Origin of the sequence: Bacillus sp. HSf4 (genome assembly GCF_029537375.1) — a bacterium.
GTDB lineage: Bacteria > Bacillota > Bacilli > Bacillales > Bacillaceae > Bacillus > Bacillus sonorensis_A.
This window is the reverse complement of sequence record NZ_CP120679.1, coordinates 1039003-1057658: the sequence shown is the minus strand read 5'-3', so window position 1 is coordinate 1057658 and position 18656 is coordinate 1039003. Positions and strand designations below refer to the sequence as shown.

18 protein-coding genes are annotated in these 18656 nt (G+C 46.2%); 4 read left to right on the top strand and 14 right to left on the bottom strand.

Annotated elements, in window-relative coordinates; all coding sequences use genetic code 11:
• The first annotated feature begins 89 nt into the window (after positions 1–89).
• Complete coding sequence (locus P3X63_RS05325; protein ID WP_026586200.1) at positions 90–968, top strand: transcriptional regulator CitR; 879 nt, start codon at positions 90–92, stop codon at positions 966–968.
• A 676-nt stretch (positions 969–1644) separates the two neighbouring features.
• Here P3X63_RS05325 and P3X63_RS05320 read toward each other — a convergent pair.
• From P3X63_RS05320 to hmpA, 3 genes are all read right to left on the bottom strand, one after another.
• Entirely contained in the window at positions 1645–2460 is an 816-nt protein-coding gene (locus P3X63_RS05320) for a C40 family peptidase (RefSeq protein WP_277692559.1), read from the bottom strand.
• A 515-nt stretch (positions 2461–2975) separates the two neighbouring features.
• Complete coding sequence (locus tag P3X63_RS05315; protein ID WP_277692558.1) at positions 2976–4382, bottom strand: SpoVR family protein; 1407 nt, start codon at positions 4380–4382, stop codon at positions 2976–2978.
• Between the two features lie 112 nt (positions 4383–4494).
• Positions 4495–5706 (bottom strand): NO-inducible flavohemoprotein, encoded by a 1212-nt coding sequence (gene hmpA / locus P3X63_RS05310; protein WP_277692557.1) that lies wholly within the window; start codon positions 5704–5706, stop codon positions 4495–4497.
• Between the two features lie 252 nt (positions 5707–5958).
• Between hmpA and nsrR the strand changes: the two genes are divergently transcribed.
• The gene (gene nsrR, locus P3X63_RS05305) at positions 5959–6390 is read left to right on the top strand and encodes a nitric oxide-sensing transcriptional repressor NsrR (RefSeq protein ID WP_026586196.1); all 432 of its coding nucleotides are present in this window, start codon (positions 5959–5961) and stop codon (positions 6388–6390) included.
• A 26-nt stretch (positions 6391–6416) separates the two neighbouring features.
• Here nsrR and P3X63_RS05300 read toward each other — a convergent pair whose 3' ends face one another.
• Positions 6417–6680 carry a DUF3889 domain-containing protein gene (locus P3X63_RS05300; protein ID WP_372709768.1) on the bottom strand — a complete coding sequence of 88 codons (264 nt, stop codon included), beginning with the start codon at positions 6678–6680 and terminating at the stop codon, positions 6417–6419.
• A gap of 249 nt (positions 6681–6929) precedes the next feature.
• On the opposite strand from P3X63_RS05300, the gene P3X63_RS05295 reads away from it, so the two are divergent.
• Entirely contained in the window at positions 6930–7178 is a 249-nt protein-coding gene (locus P3X63_RS05295; RefSeq protein ID WP_026586194.1) for a YhdB family protein, read from the top strand.
• Between the two features lie 25 nt (positions 7179–7203).
• On the opposite strand, the gene P3X63_RS05290 is transcribed toward P3X63_RS05295, so the two are convergent.
• The 10 genes from P3X63_RS05290 to P3X63_RS05245 all read right to left on the bottom strand — a co-directional run bounded on the left by P3X63_RS05290 (position 7204) and on the right by P3X63_RS05245 (position 17460).
• Positions 7204–7722: an NADPH-dependent FMN reductase gene (locus P3X63_RS05290; protein ID WP_026586193.1), complete on the bottom strand. Its 519-nt coding sequence runs from the start codon at positions 7720–7722 to the stop codon at positions 7204–7206.
• A gap of 4 nt (positions 7723–7726) precedes the next feature.
• A complete protein-coding gene (locus P3X63_RS05285) occupies positions 7727–8368 on the bottom strand; it encodes a response regulator (protein ID WP_026586192.1) in 642 nt (213 codons plus the stop codon).
• Positions 8365–9513 (bottom strand): GAF domain-containing sensor histidine kinase, encoded by a 1149-nt coding sequence (locus tag P3X63_RS05280; RefSeq protein ID WP_026586191.1) that lies wholly within the window; start codon positions 9511–9513, stop codon positions 8365–8367. The genes P3X63_RS05285 and P3X63_RS05280 overlap by 4 nt, the downstream gene beginning before the upstream one ends.
• Before the next feature lie 266 nt (positions 9514–9779).
• Positions 9780–9968: a helix-turn-helix transcriptional regulator gene (locus tag P3X63_RS05275; RefSeq protein ID WP_026586190.1), complete on the bottom strand. Its 189-nt coding sequence runs from the start codon at positions 9966–9968 to the stop codon at positions 9780–9782.
• A gap of 21 nt (positions 9969–9989) precedes the next feature.
• On the bottom strand, positions 9990–10448 hold the full coding sequence (locus tag P3X63_RS05270) for a DUF6773 family protein (protein ID WP_026586189.1): 459 nt from the start codon (positions 10446–10448) through the stop codon (positions 9990–9992).
• A 123-nt stretch (positions 10449–10571) separates the two neighbouring features.
• Positions 10572–12320: a phospho-sugar mutase gene (locus P3X63_RS05265; protein WP_026586188.1), complete on the bottom strand. Its 1749-nt coding sequence runs from the start codon at positions 12318–12320 to the stop codon at positions 10572–10574.
• A 190-nt stretch (positions 12321–12510) separates the two neighbouring features.
• Positions 12511–14181, bottom strand: a complete 1671-nt coding sequence (gene glpD / locus P3X63_RS05260; RefSeq protein WP_277692890.1) for a glycerol-3-phosphate dehydrogenase — start codon at positions 14179–14181, stop codon at positions 12511–12513.
• Between the two features lie 143 nt (positions 14182–14324).
• Positions 14325–15815, bottom strand: coding sequence for a glycerol kinase GlpK (gene glpK / locus P3X63_RS05255; RefSeq protein WP_026586186.1), 1491 nt, complete (start codon positions 15813–15815; stop codon positions 14325–14327).
• Between the two features lie 41 nt (positions 15816–15856).
• Positions 15857–16672, bottom strand: coding sequence for an MIP/aquaporin family protein (locus P3X63_RS05250; protein ID WP_026586185.1), 816 nt, complete (start codon positions 16670–16672; stop codon positions 15857–15859).
• A gap of 230 nt (positions 16673–16902) precedes the next feature.
• The gene (locus tag P3X63_RS05245) at positions 16903–17460 is read right to left on the bottom strand and encodes a glycerol-3-phosphate responsive antiterminator (RefSeq protein ID WP_277692556.1); all 558 of its coding nucleotides are present in this window, start codon (positions 17458–17460) and stop codon (positions 16903–16905) included.
• Between the two features lie 174 nt (positions 17461–17634).
• On the opposite strand from P3X63_RS05245, the gene P3X63_RS05240 reads away from it, so the two are divergent.
• Positions 17635–18627: a quinone oxidoreductase family protein gene (locus P3X63_RS05240; protein ID WP_277692555.1), complete on the top strand. Its 993-nt coding sequence runs from the start codon at positions 17635–17637 to the stop codon at positions 18625–18627.
• Positions 18628–18656: the final 29 nt, after the last annotated feature.

The following is an 18656-nucleotide window of genomic DNA, read 5'->3' as shown; positions in this document are numbered from 1 at the left end:
GTTACTTTCATTATAGTTGATATAATATTTAAAAAATATTGAATTATATTGATGTCTTCGATTAAAAATATTAATCAGGAGGAGCGCAAATGGATTTTAAATGGCTACATACCTTCGTAACCGCAGCAAAATATGAAAATTTCCGAAAGACGGCAGAAACCTTATTTATTTCCCAGCCGACTGTAACCGTGCAGATCAAGCTGCTTGAAGAAGAGCTCGGCTGCGAGCTGTTCACCCGGAAAGGGAGAAGCATTCATTTGACAAAAGAAGGGAGGGCCTACCTGCCTTTTGCCCTGCGTCTTCTGGAAGACTATGAGTCTAGCATGCAAGAGCTCCACAGAATCAGGCAAGGCTATTCGCAAACATTGAATCTCGCAGTCTCGCCGCTTATCGCCGATACGATACTGCCTTTCGTGTTAAAAAAATACACATCGCTTCACCCCAATTCGGAAATCAAAGTGAAGATCGCCGAATCAGCTGAAATCGCCCCGTTGATTTCAGCTGGGAACGCAGATATCGGATTAAGCTGCTTAAAAGTTCAATCATCAAATCTGACCTGTTATTCGATGTACAGCGACCCCGTCATTCTGGTGGCCCCCCATGACGGCCGCGACTCGGAAACCGCGCCTTCGCTCGAGGTCAAAGAGCTGCTCGAAGAATATTTATTGCTGACCCATAACCACCCGGAGTACTGGGATGACTTGGTCAGACAGCTGAGAATTAAATTTCCGTTTGTGAGAACGATGCTCGTCTCCCAGACGCATATTACGAAAAGGTTTATTTCAGAAGGGCTCGGCATTTCGTTCTTGCCGCTTTCAACCGTGCGCCGCGAGCTGATGGAAGGAAGATTAATAGAGGTTCCGTGCGGATTTATGCAGCTTCCCGTCGTCGGAGGTTATGCGATCAGTTTAAAAGATAATGAAAAAGTCGAGCACTTTTTGACCTTTTTATCCCAGTTCCGATTTTAAAAACGGAAAAAATTGCTCAACCTGGCTGTCCAGCTTGTGGATTTGAGTAAGATTGAAAGCTCAAAACACGATTGCAGGAAAAAGAGCCGTCTGATTTTGGGTCACAAGGTTTATCATACTGCTGCTGAATGAGGGAATAAGGGAGAAACGCCGTATTTCGCCTTCCAGGCTGTCCTTGATGACCAAGCTTCCGGCTGCCGTACTTCACATCGTTTGGCGTGAGCTTTGACCTCTGCCCAAATTGCCGGCCTCGAAGTAAACTCAGAGGCGGCTGGAAGAGGAAGTACCGATAAAAAGTAAACCAATATCTGTTTATTTTTTATTCCACTGTGATACTATATAGGTATGACAGTGACTACTTTTAGATAGCAAGTGCTCCTAATATGATGAAGTGCATTTCTTCTTAAGAAATGCATAAAATAAAAAAAGCCCTGACTGCTGGTAACAGTCGGGCAATGTACACAAAGCTGGCCCAACAAGTGGCCCGGCTCCGAAGGTGTAAATACATGGACCTCACTCTCAAACATTGAGAGTGTTTTTATGATGGAAAAGAAAAACCCCGGGTTATTGGACGACCTTTATTCCCCCTCTCATCAGGATTGAAATAGAAAAAGGCTGTCGATTTTTTCGACAGCCTGTCCCGTTTCTAAGCATGAACGGGTTTGGTTACATATGACTAGAAGCGTTTTGCACCAAGATAGCGCGGCTTCCAATAGCTGCTTGTCATATCGCTTGTTGTCACACCGTCTGAACCGGCATGAATGAACTTGTTGTTGCCAATATACACGCCCATATGTGACGGTCCGGGCTGGTATGTGGTAAAGAAAACAAAGTCGCCGACAGCTGGGCTTGATACGCTGGTCATGGAATTCCAGTAGCCGACTGTATTCGTTCTTGCGACATTCGTTTGTTTATTTAAGAGATACCAGACAAAGCCGCTGCAGTCAAAACCTGAAGGCGATGTGCCGCCCCATTTGTAAGGTGTGCCGATCAGGGCTTGTGCATCTGAGACAAGCTTTGATGTATTCAGCTTTGAAGAAGACGTTTGAGATTTGCTTGTCTGGCTGGATTTGACCGCTGTATTTGAAGATGCCGCTTTTGCATTCCCCTTTACCTTCAACACTTGCCCGATACGGATTAAATCTGTTTTTAAACCGTTCAGATTTTTCAGCTCATTCACCGTCATATTGTAGGACCGCGAAATTTTCCAGAGGGTGTCTCCTCTTTCGACTTTGTATGTCGAAGAAGATGTGTTTGTGCTTGAAGATGTTTTACTGCTTCCATTGATGGAAAGCGTTTGTCCTATGTAAATGATATCGGAATTCAGCTTGTTTTCTTTTTTAATCTTGCTGACTGTCGTTCCGTACTTTTTGGAAAATCCCCATAATGTGTCGCCTTTTTTCACCTTAACCGTTTGTGCCGACGCCGCTCCCGCAAACAAAGTTGTCCCCAAAACAATCGCTGATGCAGCCGTTAATACTTGTTTCTTCATGTTGTCCTCCCAAAGTAGATTTTTTTATGTTTTTCAATACAAGTGATCTCTTATTGTTAGAAAGTAAAACGGCTTCTACCGCCTTCCTTTGTTTCTATTATAAGGAGACGATTCCATCAGAAATAGTCTTGACTTCCCACATCAAATTTCTTACTTATTCGTTTTCAAAAAAAGTTTTTAAGGGTATAAAACATTTCATTTACATTGCAAAGGTAACCTAAATACTACATTATTACGTTTCCAATAGGTAAATATCGGCATTTATAGAAAGACCACCCCGTCAAAACATTTACTATTCTACAATACTTATACAGCATTTTAATAAATAAGCAGAACTGGACAAACATGCTTTCTTTCCCGACTATAGTGAATGACTCTAATAGGCGGATCAATCCTTTAGACAACCGTTTGAATACAAACCGGACACACCGGTGCAGCGGTCGGCCCTTTTCAAGAGCGATTTAGCGGTTATTGGCGGTGCAGCAAAAAAAGAGGGGAATCCCCTCTTTTTCAGGCTACAAATATCTGCGATGAACAGCCTTTCCGTCATATGAAAACATGACGGGTTTATCCTCAAGCACGGTTTCGACATGCACGCTTCTTCCCCACAGCTGATGGAGGTAGGGCAGCACTTTTTCAAGATACTTTAAATCGAGTTCAATTCCTTCATACCAATGTTTGATATAGAGTTCGTTATTTTTTAAATAATCTCCGTCCTCGACGGTCAGGTATGGAAAGCCTCCGTTTACCCTCATGCTGACAAGCTGATCGCGAACGGCTTCCCATTCCTTGTCAACAATTTTATAATCCCTTCCCTGCTTTTGAAACAGATAGAGGTCTTCTCTCATCACAAGATCCTTTGTCAAGTAGTTGCGGATAAAGGAAATGTCTGATTCGATTTCCCTCACTTCAAAGATTTTCTCTTTTCCGGAGTTTGGATCAACCCCCATTTTCTTCATGTCTTCGGTCGGGTTGTTGTAGCGTTCTTCGATGTCTTCAAAAATTTTCAAACCGAGATAATAAGGATTGATGCCGGTTTTAGATGGCTGGACGACACCCGCATTCAGCTTGGCAAATTCGATCGCTTCACTTGAGGTCAGATCCAGCTCGCGGATGATCCGCTGATGCCAATAGGATGCCCACCCTTCATTCATGATCTTGGTTTCAAGCTGCGGCCAGAAGTACAGCATTTCCTCTCTCATCATTGTGAGGATATCCCGCTGCCAATGTTCCAGTTCTCTGGAGTGCTCTTCTATAAAAAGCAGGATGTCCTTTTCCGATTTGGGCGGAAACTTTTTCTTCGCTTTTTTCTTCTTCTGTTTCGGCTCCTTCCGATCCAGCTCCCATAGATCATCATAAGGACTTGCCGGCGTTTCCGCTTCCTCCTCCTCATCATCGATGCTCCAGGATAGCTTTGGCCTGACCAACGAAGGATCAATGTGTTCTTCAATCGCCAATACCGCATCAAGAAACGCTTCCACTTCCTTTGAACCATGGATCGTCTCATAATGCTTAATCCGCTCCGCCGTCGCCGCCATGCTTTCGACCATATCGCGTTTTGTATTTTGAAAGCGGCAGTTGTTTTTAAAGAAGTCGCAGTGTGCCAAGACATGCGCGACAATCAGTTTGTTCTGGATCAATGAATTGCTGTCAAGCAAAAACGCATAGCAAGGATCTGAGTTGATGACAAGCTCGTATATCTTGCTCAGACCAAAATCGTAGTGCAGCTTCATTTTATGAAACTGCTTGCCGAAGCTCCAATGGCTGTATCTTGTCGGCATCCCGTATGCGCCGAATGTATAAATAATCTCAGCCGGACATATTTCATATCTCATCGGGTAAAAATCAAGGCCGAATCCTTTCGCGATTTCCGTAATTTCCTCAATCGCCCGCTCCAGTTCTTTTTGCTCCCGTACGCTCAATACTCAAATCCCCCCCGGTTGGACTTATCTTATTGTATGAGCCGGTTTGCGAAAAGATGAAATACGCGAAATATGTTTTAAGGCAGCTGCCAATTTGACAGCTGCCTTTTGTTTAATTCGCAATCTCCATCTCGAGAGAAGATGCAAAGCTTTCATAACGGATGTTTTCCATGGGAACACCGAGATTCCGCAATCCATCGATGACGTTTTTCATGAAGGAAAGCGGTCCGCACACATAAAATTCACCGTCTTTATCATGCACGATCGTTCTCAAAAGCTCCTCATCCATCCGGCCTTTGATGACATGTTCGCCGGATGTTTCAACAGCGCGGCTGTAAACAAACAGCAGGCGGTTTTCCGGATTCACGCTGATTAGTTTTTCAGTTTCTTCTTTAAATGCATGCTGTTCTTGGGACTTGGCTGCATGTACGAACGTGATGTTCCGGTCAGCTTTTGCGGCCAGTGTTTTCGCCATGCTCATCACCGGAGTGATGCCGGATCCGGCGCTGATAAAGTAAACCGGCTTATCCGTCTGTCCGGACAGTGTGAAGTCTCCCGCCGGGACGCTCACTTCCAAGCTGCCGCCAATCTCCATCTGTTCATGCAGGTAGCTTGATACCCTTCCTTTCGGCTTGCCTTCTTCGGCTTCCAATTTGACTGAAATCCGGTAGTAATCCTTATTCCAGACGTCTGACAAGCTGTACTGTCTTGTTAAAAAGTATGCCTCTCCCGGAATTTTAATCCGCACAGACACGTATTGGCCCGGGCTGAAAGGCGGCAGGTCTGTTCCGTCAGCCGGTTTTAAATAAAAGGAAGTGATCGTCTCAGATTCCTGCCGCTTATCTAAGACGACAAACGGTTTAAAGCCTTCCCAGCTTTCAGGAAGTTTTTTGTCTTCATCATACATTTGCTTTTCGATTTCAATAAACACGCGGGCGATCTCTTCATACGCCTCTGCCCATGCCTGAAGAATCTCCTCTGTCGCAGCGTCGCCGAGCACGATTTCAATCGCTTCCAACAGGTGCTGGCCGACGATCGGATAGTGCTCAGGCTTCACATCCAGACTTTTATGCTTATGTCCGATCTGTTTGACAACCGGCAGGAGCGCTTCGAGGCGGTCGATATTCTCCGCCGCCTGCAAAACCGTGTAAGCCAGCGCTTTAGGCTGGCCGCCGGTCTGCTGACGTGACATGTTAAAAATGTTCTTCAGCTCAGGATGTGCGTTGAACATTCTTTTGTAAAAACAAGATGTAATCTCCGTTCCTTTTTCCTTTAAAACAGGGGCAGTCGATTTCACGATTTGCATTGTTTTTTCAGATAGCATACTGTTTGCTCCTCTCCAGTTTCTTTAAAGATATATTTAAAATACATCTTTAAAGGCGCAAAACGGTCTTTTTTAAAGTATTTCTTAGGTTAAAGATGTATTTTATCTACATCTTTATCGTAGTCCTTTCGGTTCATTAAAGCAATATTATGAACGAATGTTTTATATTTTTGTAACAATTTCCGCTTCACCCTCATAAGCGGAGGCAAATGTGATAAGATAATGTAAACTTGTTTGATTGAGGGTAATGCGATGAAATTAACAAATTATACGGACTACTCATTAAGAGTTCTGATTTTTCTAGCATCCAAAAACTCAAACGAGCTTGTCAATATAAAGGACATCGCCGACACCTACTCCATTTCAAAAAACCACCTCATGAAGGTGATTTACGAGCTTGGCAAGCTTGGCTACGTGGAAACGATTCGGGGCCGCAATGGCGGAATCCGTCTCGGAAAAGCGCCTGAACAGATTAATATCGGTGAAGTCATCCGAAAAACTGAAGATGATTTTGATCTTGTGGAATGCTTTAATAAAGAAAAAAACAACTGCATTCTTTCCCCTACATGCGGGTTAAAACATGTATTAAACAAAGCGCTTTCCGCATATTTGGAAGTGCTTGATCAATATACTCTTCAGGACATCATCTTTAATCAGGACCACATACGTAAATTGTTGAGTTAACGAAGGAATCGTCTCCTTCGTTTTTTTTACAGGGGAAATATCTGTACGCTGATAATCGCATTTGTCACCGGATGAAAATAGACTTCCGCATGCGCTGAAAAGGCTTTGCCTTCCTGAATGACGGTCACCCTGAATACATCTTTTGCCTGTTCATCATTGACCTCGGTCCGCCCTACATATTCATAATCCTCTAATTTGGCGCCCTTGTATTTTTCCTCAAGCGCGCTCCAGGCGATTCTTTCCCACCTGTCAGCCGAATCGTGTTCAAGCCCTGATATATGGTTCTCCATGAATGTGAAAAGCACGAGCACACTGAAAAAGACCGCGAATTTCTTCATTGTTGGATCGCTCCGTTTGCATTGTACATATGATTATCATGACCAGAAAAACGGCTGACATGCAAAATTTTTCGTTTTCCTTATACCATCCTCATATTTCTAGGCTCTGCACGTCAGGGAGACCAAGTTTTGCCCGAAGAAAAAATGCCTCCGTCACATAAAATAATCAAGACTCCTTAAGAAAGAAGGGAGAATCGCGAAGTGAACTATGCCGATTATGATAAAGCTTTGTATTACACGCACCGATCTCAATGGGATAACCTGCTCATCTTAATGGTGCGCACCGAGGATGATTTGCTATCCAAACGAATTGAACATTTCTTGCACGCCTATAATTTTGAAAGGGACGACACCATAGTCGAAAAAAGGCTTTATGACCTGCTTCAATATATTGATCATGCTTCATTTACCGGGCATGAAAACGAAAACGGCGTGCTTGTCTTCACATAAAAAAAGCCTGGCGCTTTATCAAGCGTCAGGCTTTTTGAAATTTGGCAAACAACAGAAGTTCTTCCATCACATGTTTGATGCTCACTTGCGCTTCTTCTGCGACCGTACTGTTTGCCTCATCAATATGGATCGGGTCGAGTATCAGCTGCTTTGTGATCACATTCGCATACAGGCCGCGAGCTACGATGCGCATGTTGGTCAGAGCGTTCATCCCGCCTTTTCCGCCGCCGGCACATGCAAACAATGCCACCGGTTTTCCGGCAAACTGCTCATTGCTTAAAAAGTCGAGCGCATTTTTTAAAGCGCCGCTCATACCGCTGTGATATTCCGGGGATAATAACACGACAGCATCCGCTTCTTTTACGGCTTTTTTCAGGTTTTGCACATTTTCCAAGGCAAACTGTTCTTCCTCTCCGTTAAAAACCGGCAGAATGAATTCGCTTAAATCGATCAGGTCGGTGTGGTATGTGTTGGCGATATATGATGCGGCGATCCTCGTTCTTCCTTTTTTTCTTGCGGTTCCGCTGATAACGGTGATTTTCATTTGATCATCTCCTGGTATTTGGATATATATCATGTTTCACGGCAAACAATGCAGCCTGTGTCCGATCTGACAGTTCAAGCTTTGACAGCAGATTGGATACGTGGGTTTTGACCGTTTTTTCACTGATAAATAATGAAGCTGCAATTTCCTTATTGCTTTTGCCTTGAGCAATTTCAAATAAAACATCTTTTTCTCTATTTGTCAATTGGTGGATTCTTTCTTTCTCATGAGCCTGTGACATATGGTGAAAGATGTGGGACATAATCTTCGGGTCAAGCGTATGCCTGCCTTCGTGCACAGCCCTGATCGTTTCGACAAGCTCATCCGGCTCGGCATCTTTGAGCTGATAGGCTTCAGCGCCGGCCTGGATCGCCGGAATCACATGCGCTTCATCGGCATAGCTTGTCAAGACGATCACTTTTACTCGAGGATGGGCTTTTTTGATCTGTTTTGTCGCTTCAATTCCGTCCATTTCGGGCATCGATAGATCCATCAGGACGATGTCGGCCGCGTGCCGCTTCAACGCTTCCAACACTTCCACACCAGTCGATGCTTCCCCTGCGACTTCGAGATCTCTTTGCGTTTTGAAAAAAAACAGCAGGCCTTTTCTGACAATATGATGATCATCGGCAATGATGATTTTTATTTTCTCCACTTTGCCTCCCCCTTCTCCCTTAAAGGCAGTAACACCCGGATTTTCGTCCCTTTGTTGATGTCCGTTTCAAGCTGGAAGAGACCGCCGGCTTTTTCCGTCCGCTCTTTCATCCCTTTTAAGCCGAACGTTGGAAGATTTGAATCGGGATCGTATAGAAATCCTTTACCATCATCCTCAATTTCAAGTACGGCAGATGACGGGGACACACTGATGTTTACATGGACGAGTTTCGCTTCGGCATGTTTTTTACAGTTGCTGAGTGCTTCCTGGCTCAGGCGCCAAAACAGCTCTTCCTCTTCCGGCGATAAGCGGAGCACACCGCTCTGTGTCATGTTGACATCAAGGCCGAGGACTTCGGCATACTTTTCAACAGCCGCCGACAGTCCTTCCTCAAGTCCCTGGGGCCTGAGCTGCCAAATCAACGCCCTCATCTCAAGCAGTGCTTCATGTGACAGATGCTGGATAAACTCAAGCATTTCACAGACGTCAGGGTTATCTGTCAGCTCGCCCGCGGCTTTGGCGGTCAAGCTTAAAGAAAAAATCATTTGATTGACGGAGTCATGCAAATCTTGCGCGAGCCTGTTCCGCTCGGTCAACAGTAGATTCCTGCGTTCATGTTCGGCGAGCTTGATCCGCTTAATCGCTGTGCCGATTTGGAGAGCGACGGCCTCTAAAAGAGCCAGCTCTTCCCGATCAAAATGGCTCTTGCCGGGAGCGGCCACATTCAAAAGACCGAAGCGTTTATTCTGGTCTCTAAGGGGCACTGTTGCATGGTGTGTAATGCCTTCCGGGTCGCCCCTCTTCATTTTAATCGCCGCTTCAATGCGCTGACAGTGAATGATATTTGTCGCCCTGTCCATGTTTTCATCCCTGTACTGCTGAATGCAGTAGCATCCTCCTTCACACAGTAAACGACTGTTGTCATAAGCCAGAGCCTCGGGTAAAAAAGCGGAAGCTGCCAGCTCAAACCCGCCTTTTTCATCAATTAAAAATAGCCATGCCGTCCTGAGTCCTGTTAGATCAAGCAGCTTTTTTAAGACGGCATCAAGGGTTTCCTGTAGATAGTGCCCTTCATTTAAAGTTTCCGCGATTTCTTTCAGTGTTTTTAACTTTTCAAACCGGGTGTTTTCTCCCAACAGCTTCATCCGCCCTTCTTTTAAATTCGTTCGAACTGACGGCTTATTTTATTATACAAATGTTTTTTAAAAAGCGGCTCCCCCATAGGTTCTGAAATGGCTCACCATTTGTGCTGAATCGTTCTAAGACTTTTGGCTTAGGACGCGAAGTGTCATCTTTGAGGTGTTGTGATGGTCGATTTTCTTATATTCCCAAATCGGCTGGACTTGCTATGTATTCCGCAAATCCCCTGTGCCAAACAAAAAGAAGAATTCATCGTCCGGCTTCAATCCCAAAATAATTCGTCCAACGTTTTGTCCAGCGCTTTTGCAATGGCGATGCAAAGCTGCAATGTCGGATTGTATTTGTTTTTTTCAATCAGCCCGATCGTCTGCCTTGTCACATGAACCCGTTCGGCCAATTGCGCCTGAGTCCACGATTTTTCGATTCGGGCCAATTTCACTCTGTTAACCATCTCCTCACCCGCCATGTCGATTTAATCATCCAAAAGATCTTGATTTTTTTTGAAAGATTTGTGTAAAGAAATAAAATTGGTGATGAAGTAGAGAAAGGTAAAAAGCACAAACATGACAATCAGGTCCAGCCATTCCTCCGGGCCGTCCGGAATGCCAGTGAAAATAAGCGTTAAAATAGAAAAAATGATACCTGAAGTAATGCTGACGGCCAGCATTTCTTTTCTTTTTTTTCGGTAAGCCGTTTTGCTGGCAATCTCCGGATACTCAAGGCCTGATAAAAGATAGCGGAGCAAGATCCAGCCCGCGTATACTGCAAAAGCGATCCCGCTGACCAAATATTCGGATGATGGCCTCTGCAAAATTAAACCTCTGATCAGAAAATCGAGAAACAATAGGGCTGCGATCATCATACCGGCTTCGCTGAAAAATTGGTTCATGCTCTTGTTAACATATTCGTCTCCTGATTTAAAGAACTTCATGACAGCTTGATCCCCCTCGTTATATGCAACATATACATTACTTAATGCAAATTATACATTACATCAATCAGGAGAACTTTTCAATGCAAACGAAAAAATCCGCCTGCCCGGCGGATTTTTGGCTTACGATTTCGAGGTTGCCTCTACAATCTCGTCTATTTTTTTCATCACTTCATCTGATAAGGTGTTCAGACGGGCTTCACTGTCTTCGTCCGTATCGCCTTTGACCGCGAAATAAAACTTCACTTTCGGCTCCGTGCCGGATGGCCTTAGGCAGAACCACGATCCGTCTTCAAGGAAATATTTCAGCACATTCGATTTTGGAAGGTCGATCATTTCTTCCTTGTTTTCCTTCAAAAGCGTCCGTTTGCCGGCGAGATAGTCTTCGGCTGATACCACGTCTTTTCCGGCGATTACATGTGGCGGCTGCTCTCTAAAAGTGCTGAGAATGGCAGCGATCTGTTCAGCTCCTTCTTTCCCTTTGAGGGTAAGGGATTTCAAGCCTTCACGGTAATAACCGTATGTTTTATACAGCTCCTGCAGCCCGTCGTACAGGGATTTTCCCTGCTTCTTGTAGAAGGCGCAGACTTCAACGGCAAGGAGCGCAGCTTGTACGGCGTCCTTATCCCTTGCAAAGTCGCCGATTAAATAGCCGTAGCTTTCTTCATAGCCGAACTGGAAAGTGTATTCGCCTGAAACATGGTACTGCTTAATTTTTTCGCCGATGAATTTAAAGCCTGTCAGCACATCGATTGTATCGAGCCCGAATGAAGCGGCGATATCGCGCCCCATTTCACTTGTCACAATCGTTTTTAAAACGACTCCGTTTTCCGGGAGGATTCCTTTTTCCTGTTTTTGCGAAAGCAGGTAATGAAGGAGTAGCGCTCCTGTCTGGTTGCCCGTCAATACAACGTAGCGGCCGTCGTGATCTTTCACGGCGACGCCGAGGCGGTCCGCATCGGGATCGGTCCCGATCAGGATATCGGCTCCTTTTTCTTCTCCGAGTTTGATCGCATACTCAAAAGCGGCGTGTTCTTCAGGATTCGGTGAAGAAACGGTTGAAAAATCGGGATCAGGAAGCTCCTGTTCAGGGACAACGGTTACCTGTTCATAGCCGAGTGCTTTCAGTCCCCGTCTGACAGATTTGTTAGCCGTGCCGTGAAGCGGTGTGAAAATCACCTTTACATCTGTTTCTTTGGACAAATCCGGATTGACGGAGATCGTTGTCAGCTTCTCAAGGTATGCTTGATCAATATCTTCGCCGATGATGTTAATCAGCCCTTTTTCTGTTAAGGCATCCTGATCGCCTTCTGTGATCTCCAGTTCGTTTTCTATCGCATTGACATGGCCGATGAGCTTATCAGCAGCTTCTGGCGTCAGCTGTGCTCCGTCATCGCCGTATACTTTGTAGCCGTTGTATTCCGGCGGATTATGGCTTGCCGTAATGACGATTCCGGCGTATGCGTTCAGTTCTCTTACAGCAAATGAAAGCTCAGGTGTCGGGCGAAGTTCGTCAAACAAGTATGTTTGCACACCGTTTGCGCCAAGTGTTTTGGCCGCTTCCATCGCAAATTCAGGCGACTTGTGGCGGGAATCATAAGCGATGACAACGCCCCGCTTTTTGGCTTCTTCACCGCTTGCGGCAATATAAGAAGCAAGCCCCGCCGATGCTTTGCGGACCGTATAGACGTTCATCCGGTTTGGACCTGGTCCGATTTCTCCGCGCATACCTGCCGTTCCGAATTCAAGCTTTTTATAAAAGCAATCCTCCAGTTCTTTTTCATTTCCTTCTGCTGCAAGAAGCAAAGATTTTAATTCAGGATCCAGGTTATCCGTGTTCTTCCAGCGTTCATAGCTTTTTCTCCAGCTCATGACAGACCTCCATTGTTTCGCTTATGTAATCGCGGCTTTTCTTTTTATATTATCGGATAAACGCCTGCTTTGTCCAAAGTTAGACGGCTCATCTCAAAAAATGAGGCTGCCCTTTGCGGGGGCAGCTCCATTTTAGTCATATAGACTCTATTATGAGCAAAATCGACACAGGTCTTTAGAATCAATTCGCTTATTTGCTTGCAAGCGGGACAACGGCGTCATGGAGAAGCTGTTCCAATGTTTTGACCTGTTCGGCCTTTGTTTCAGCGTCCCAGTTCAGCTTATCACTCATATACTCCGTAAGTCCCTCTTTATAAGTGCGGACCCAATCAATGTCAAAGAATAATGCACCCGTTCTGCGGACAAAGAAGTCTGCTAGTGAAGCGGCCATTTCTTCATCGATGGCGTAGTCCATCTCCGCCAGCACGTGAACCGGAATACGTCGTTTAGCTGCTTCTTCTTTGAGCGTTTTCACCCGTTCAAACAGGCGGTCTGTATTTGATCCGTATCTTGCAGCAAGCTGAGCGGCTGTTTGTTCTGTCAAACCTGCTGCAGCGCCTTCGGCGGCTTTTTTCTCGATAAAAGCCTGCAGGTTTTTGGAACCGCCGATGTGGCCGCCTGAAATCGGCATCGTTTTCGTTTTGCAAGGTCCGAAGTCTTTGTCTCCTTCCTCTTTTAAGCGCATTCTGACAAGATCGACGATATGTTCAGCCATTTTTCTGTAGCCGGTCAGTTTTCCCCCGGCAATCGTGATCAAACCGGAGTCCGATGTCCAGATTTCGTCTTTTCGGGAAATCTCGGACGGATCTTTTCCTTCTTCATGAATCAGCGGTCTGAGCCCGGCCCAGCTGGATTCCACATCATCGGCTTTGATGCCTAGACTAGGGAACATATAATTGATCGCGTTGATGACATAATCCCTGTCTTCAGTCGTCATTCGGGGATGTTCAAGATCTTTGGTGTAGACGGTATCGGTTGTTCCGACATATGCCTTGCCGTCCCTCGGTATGGCAAAGACCATGCGGCCGTCGGGTGTGTCGAAATAAACCGCTTGTTTTAATGGGAATACCGATTGGTCGAAGACAAGGTGTACACCCTTTGTATGCTGAAGGTGTTTGCCTTCTTTTGAACGGTCTTTTTCTCTCAGGCGGTCGACCCAAGGGCCTGTCGCATTGACGACTTTTTTCGCATAGACGCGGTACGTTTTCTTTGTCAGGACATCTTCAATGACCACGCCTCTGACCTTGCCGTTCTCATAGAGAAATTCGCTTACTTTCGCATAGTTTACGGCATCGGCTCCAAAATTGACCGCTTCTTTTAATACTTCCATTGTCAGTCTGGCGTCATCTGTGCGGTATTCGACATAATAGCCGCCGCCTTTCAGGCCGTCCTTTTTCACAAGCGGCTCTTTGTCGAGCGTTTCGTTCGCGTTCAGCATGCTTCTCCGCTCGGATTTTTTGACGCCCGCCAAAAAGTCATACACCCTGAGGCCGATCGATGTCGAGAACTTGCCAAATGTGCCTCCTTTATGCATCGGCAGAAGCATCCATTCGGGTGTTGTCACATGCGGTCCGTTTTCATAAACAATCGCCCGCTCTTTGCCGACTTCGGCGACCATTTTGACTTCAAACTGCTTTAAATAGCGGAGCCCTCCATGGACGAGCTTCGTTGAACGGCTTGATGTCCCTGCGGCAAAGTCCTGCATTTCGCAAAGAGCTGTTTTCATCCCCCGTGAAGCGGCATCCAAGGCCGTTCCGGCTCCCGTGATTCCCCCTCCGATAATAAACACATCATACGTCTGTTTTGTCATAGCCTGCAGAATATCGTCGCGTTTGCGGCTTGAAAATAATGATTCCATTATAAAAGTCCTCCCTTGTTGTCACGGCAAATAACAGAAAAAGAGACCACAAACATCCAAAGCAAATATTGTGCTTTGGTGCCTGTGGTCTCTCCTCTTCTCCAACCGTTTCTATTAACTTAAGTTCATTGTAGCATAATGATTGATTATTTAAAAGCCATAGCTGCTTGAACGGCCTTTTTCCATCCGCTGTATAGGCTCTCGCGTTCTTTTTCATCCATTTTCGGCTCAAAGCGTTTATCCAGATGCCATTGGTCTTTGATTTCTGAACGGTCGTTCCAGAAGCCGACTGCAAGGCCTGCTAAATAGGCTGAACCAAGCGCGGTCGTTTCATTGATTTCCGGACGTTCAACCGGAACATCGAGAAGATCCCCCTGAAACGACATCAAGAAGTTGTTCTTCACGGCTCCGCCGTCCACACGCAGCGTTTTCACTTCAATTCCGGAATCCTCTGTCATCGCATCAAGCACATCTTTCGTTTGATATGCAAGCGACTCAAGCGTTGCTCTGATAAAATGCTCTTTCGACGTTCCGCGGGTCAGGCCGAATACCGCGCCGCGGACATCGCTGTCCCAATATGGCGTACCTAAGCCGACAAATGCTGGAACCACATAGACACCATCTGCGGATTCCACCCTCACAGCGTAATTTTCACTTTCCTTCGCATCTTTAAACATTCTCAGCCCATCGCGCAGCCACTGGATGGCCGAACCGGCGACAAACACGCTTCCTTCCAGAGCATACTCGACCTTTCCGTCAATTCCCCAAGCGATCGTCGTCAACAGGCCGTGCTCTGATTTAATCGCTTTTTCCCCGGTGTTCATCAGCATGAAGCAGCCTGTGCCATACGTGTTTTTAACCATTCCTTCTTCAAAGCAGGCTTGGCCGAACAATGCCGCCTGCTGGTCGCCGGCCGCTCCGGCAATCGGAATACTCTGTCCGAAGAAATGGTAGTCGACCGTTTCAGCGTACACGTGAGAAGATGGCTTGACTTCCGGAAGCATGGATTTCGGAACGTCGAGAATGTCGAGCAGCTCCTCATCCCACTTCAAGTCATAAATGTTGAACATCAATGTTCTTGAAGCGTTGGAATAATCCGTCACATGGGCTTTTCCGCCAGACATTTTCCAGATCAGCCATGTGTCGATCGTTCCGAAGAGGAGGTCGCCGTTTTTGGCTTTTTCCCTCGCCCCCTCGACATTGTCCAAAATCCACTTTACTTTTGTTCCTGAAAAGTAAGGATCGATTAAGAGTCCTGTTTTTTCTCTGACCGTCTTTTCATAGCCTTTAGCTTTTAATTCATGGCATATATCCGCCGTTTGCCGCGACTGCCAGACAATCGCATTGTAAACCGGCTTGCCGGTATGCTTATCCCAGACGACTGTCGTTTCCCTCTGGTTCGTGATACCGATTCCCGCTATTTGTCCTGCTTCAATTCCTGATTCGGAAAGAGCCGACGCGATCACCGCCAGAACCGAGCCCCAGATTTCATTTGCATTGTGCTCAACCCAGCCCGGGTTTGGGAAATACTGAGTGAATTCTTTTTGCGCAACATGCACGATTTCCCCGTCTTTGTTGAAGATAATCGCTCTTGTGCTTGTCGTCCCTTGATCAAGAGATAAAATATACTTTTCCATTTTAAATCCCCCTTATTGTGTCTGTTCAAGCAGATGCTTTCTTAAAATGTGACTGATTTATCGACAGCCTGTTTTTTCATATGAATATAGAAACCTAACAATATCACAGCGAGTACAACGCTTACAATCCAAAAGGTGTTTGTCAGATGTCCTTTAAAAACAGCATTGTAAAATACGCCTGCAAAAGAGCCGCCGAGAACCGGTCCGAGAACTGGAATCCAGGCATATCCCCAATTGGAGCCGCCTTTTCCTGCAATCGGCAGAACAAAGTGGGCAATTCTCGGGCCTAAATCGCGGGCCGGGTTGATCGCATATCCGGTCGTTCCGCCAAGCGAGAGACCGATGGCCACGATCAGAAATCCGACGACAAGCGGATTTAGACCATCTGTGAATTTATTTGCACCAATTGCTAAAATACCGAGTACGAGAATAAATGTCCCGAGTGTTTCACTGAACAGATTGGCAAATGTATTGGGAATGGCCGGACCTGTTGAAAACACCCCGAGCTTCGCTCCCTGATCTTCGGTTTCTTTCCAATGCGGCAAATAATGAAGATAAATGAGGACAGCTCCTAAAAACGCGCCGATCATCTGGCCTAAAATATAGGAAGGTACCTGTTCCCAAGGGAAATCACCGACAAACGCCAACCCCAATGTTACAGCGGGGTTTAAATGCGCACCGCTGATATTCCCGACGGCATACACGGCCATGGCTACGCCAAGCCCCCAGCCAAATGTGATCACAATCCATCCCGATTGATGTGAAAGCGATTTCTTCAAATTCACTCCTGCACATACTCCTGCTCCAAACACGATGAGCAGCATCGTTCCTACAACTTCCCCCCAAAATGCTGTCATGATGATCCCTCCTAAACAATCTATTGATAAGTCCGTGTATTCCAGATGAACGTTATCGTCCACCTTATCCACTGTGCCTAAAAGACCATAAAAAAACACAGCAAACTTTCTTTACATAGTGATAGTAAAGAATTGCTGTGGTCTCCGCGTCTCCGTCACAATGTATTAACTTAGTAAGATCGTATCGTATTTTGTAAGCGGTGTCAATAAAATTTCACACTTTCATTTTTTCAGCCCCAATATTTTTTCCACAGTTCCGTATTAGAGGTGGTGACAGCGGCGGCTCCGGCTGCCAATGCCTGTCTGACATCGTTTTCGGAACGGATGAATCCGCCTGCGAATATCGGAATTCCGGTTTTTTCCTTTACTTCTTTAATTAATGCCGGCGAGATTCCCGGAAGCACTTCTATATAGTCAGGCCTGTGTTTTTTGACAAGCTCAATGCTTTTGCTCATGGCGCTTGTATCGATTAAAAACATGCGCTGGATCGCATATACTTTCTTTTGCTTCGCCTTGGCGATAACGCTTGACCGGGTGGACAGAATGCCCGCCGGCTTCATTTCCTGGCAGATGAATTCAGCTCCGTATTCATCATGCTTGATTCCCTGGATTAAGTCGACATGGACAAGCATCTTTTTTCCGCGGGACCTCGCCGCGCTAATGACGCCGCCAAGCTGTCCCAGATGAATATCAAGAAGGACGCCGTATGAAAAAGGACTGTCCAAAAAAGTATCAAATTGTTTCATGTTCCGGATGGCCGGTAAAATTTGCTGATCGTGAAAACTCATGTTTCATCTCCTTCACTTTTTTACTGTTTTACACTAAAGGAATTTCCTGCGCATTGCAATCCCCTTTAGAAAGTTTGGCCTCTTCGGGCTGTATACCATTCCCAGACAGATCTTTTACATTCCTTCTGACTAAACAGATATAATTGGTTTCAAATAATCAAAGGAGGAGTCTTGATGAAAGCGATCATTCATGACGGAACGACCGGACTTGCAGGTCTTACATACGAAGACGTACCGGCAAAATCGCCGGGGAGCGGTGAAGTAAAAATCAAGCTGAAAGCGGCAGGGCTAAACCGCCGGGATCTGTTTCTGTTTCAATCCAGAACAATCAGCGATGCCCCGTATATACCGGGTTCGGACGGAGCGGGTGTGATAGAAGAAATCGGCGGGGGCGTTCACGATCTCTCCGTCGGAACAGAGGTGATCATCAATCCGAGCATCGATTGGGAATCGACGGATTCCGTTCCAGATGTGCCGGACATTCTCGGGGGCCCTTCTGACGGAACCTTTGCGGAATACGTCATAGCTCCGGCCAAACACGTTGTGAAAAAGCCCGCTTACCTTTCATGGGAGGAAGCAGGCGTCTTGCCATTGGCCGCTCTGACAGCCTCTAGAGCCCTGTTTACGAGAGGAGGCTTGAAAAAAGGCCAGCACGTTTTAATTCCCGGCATCGGAAGCGGTGTCGCAACATATGCGCTCTTGATGGCAAAAGCTGCGGGAGCACATGTCACCGTGACCTCCCGGAGCGGGGAAAAAAGGGAAGAAGCGCTCAAGTACGGAGCAGACCAAGCCTTTGACAGCCGCAGTGATTGGAAAGAAAGCCTGAATGGAAGCCTTGTTGACCTCATACTTGACAGCATCGGTCCGGCAACATTTGATCACTATTTTGATGTGATCAAGCCGAATGGACGTATCGTCAGTTTTGGAGCCAGTTCGGGAGACAGCATCACCATTCCCCTGCGTTCGCTGTTCTTTCCGCAGATCAGCATCATCGGAACATCGATGGGCAGCCTTGAAGAATTCAAGGAAATGCTCAGTTTTATGGAACACCATTTGCTGAAACCGGTCATCGATCAGGTTTTCCCATTATCAGAAGGGGCTGCTGCCTTTAAGCGGCTCGCCGACAGCGAACAGTTCGGAAACATTGCTCTGTCAATCGATGGTTAAGACGGCTCGCCTGCGGCGGTTCCTTGCCG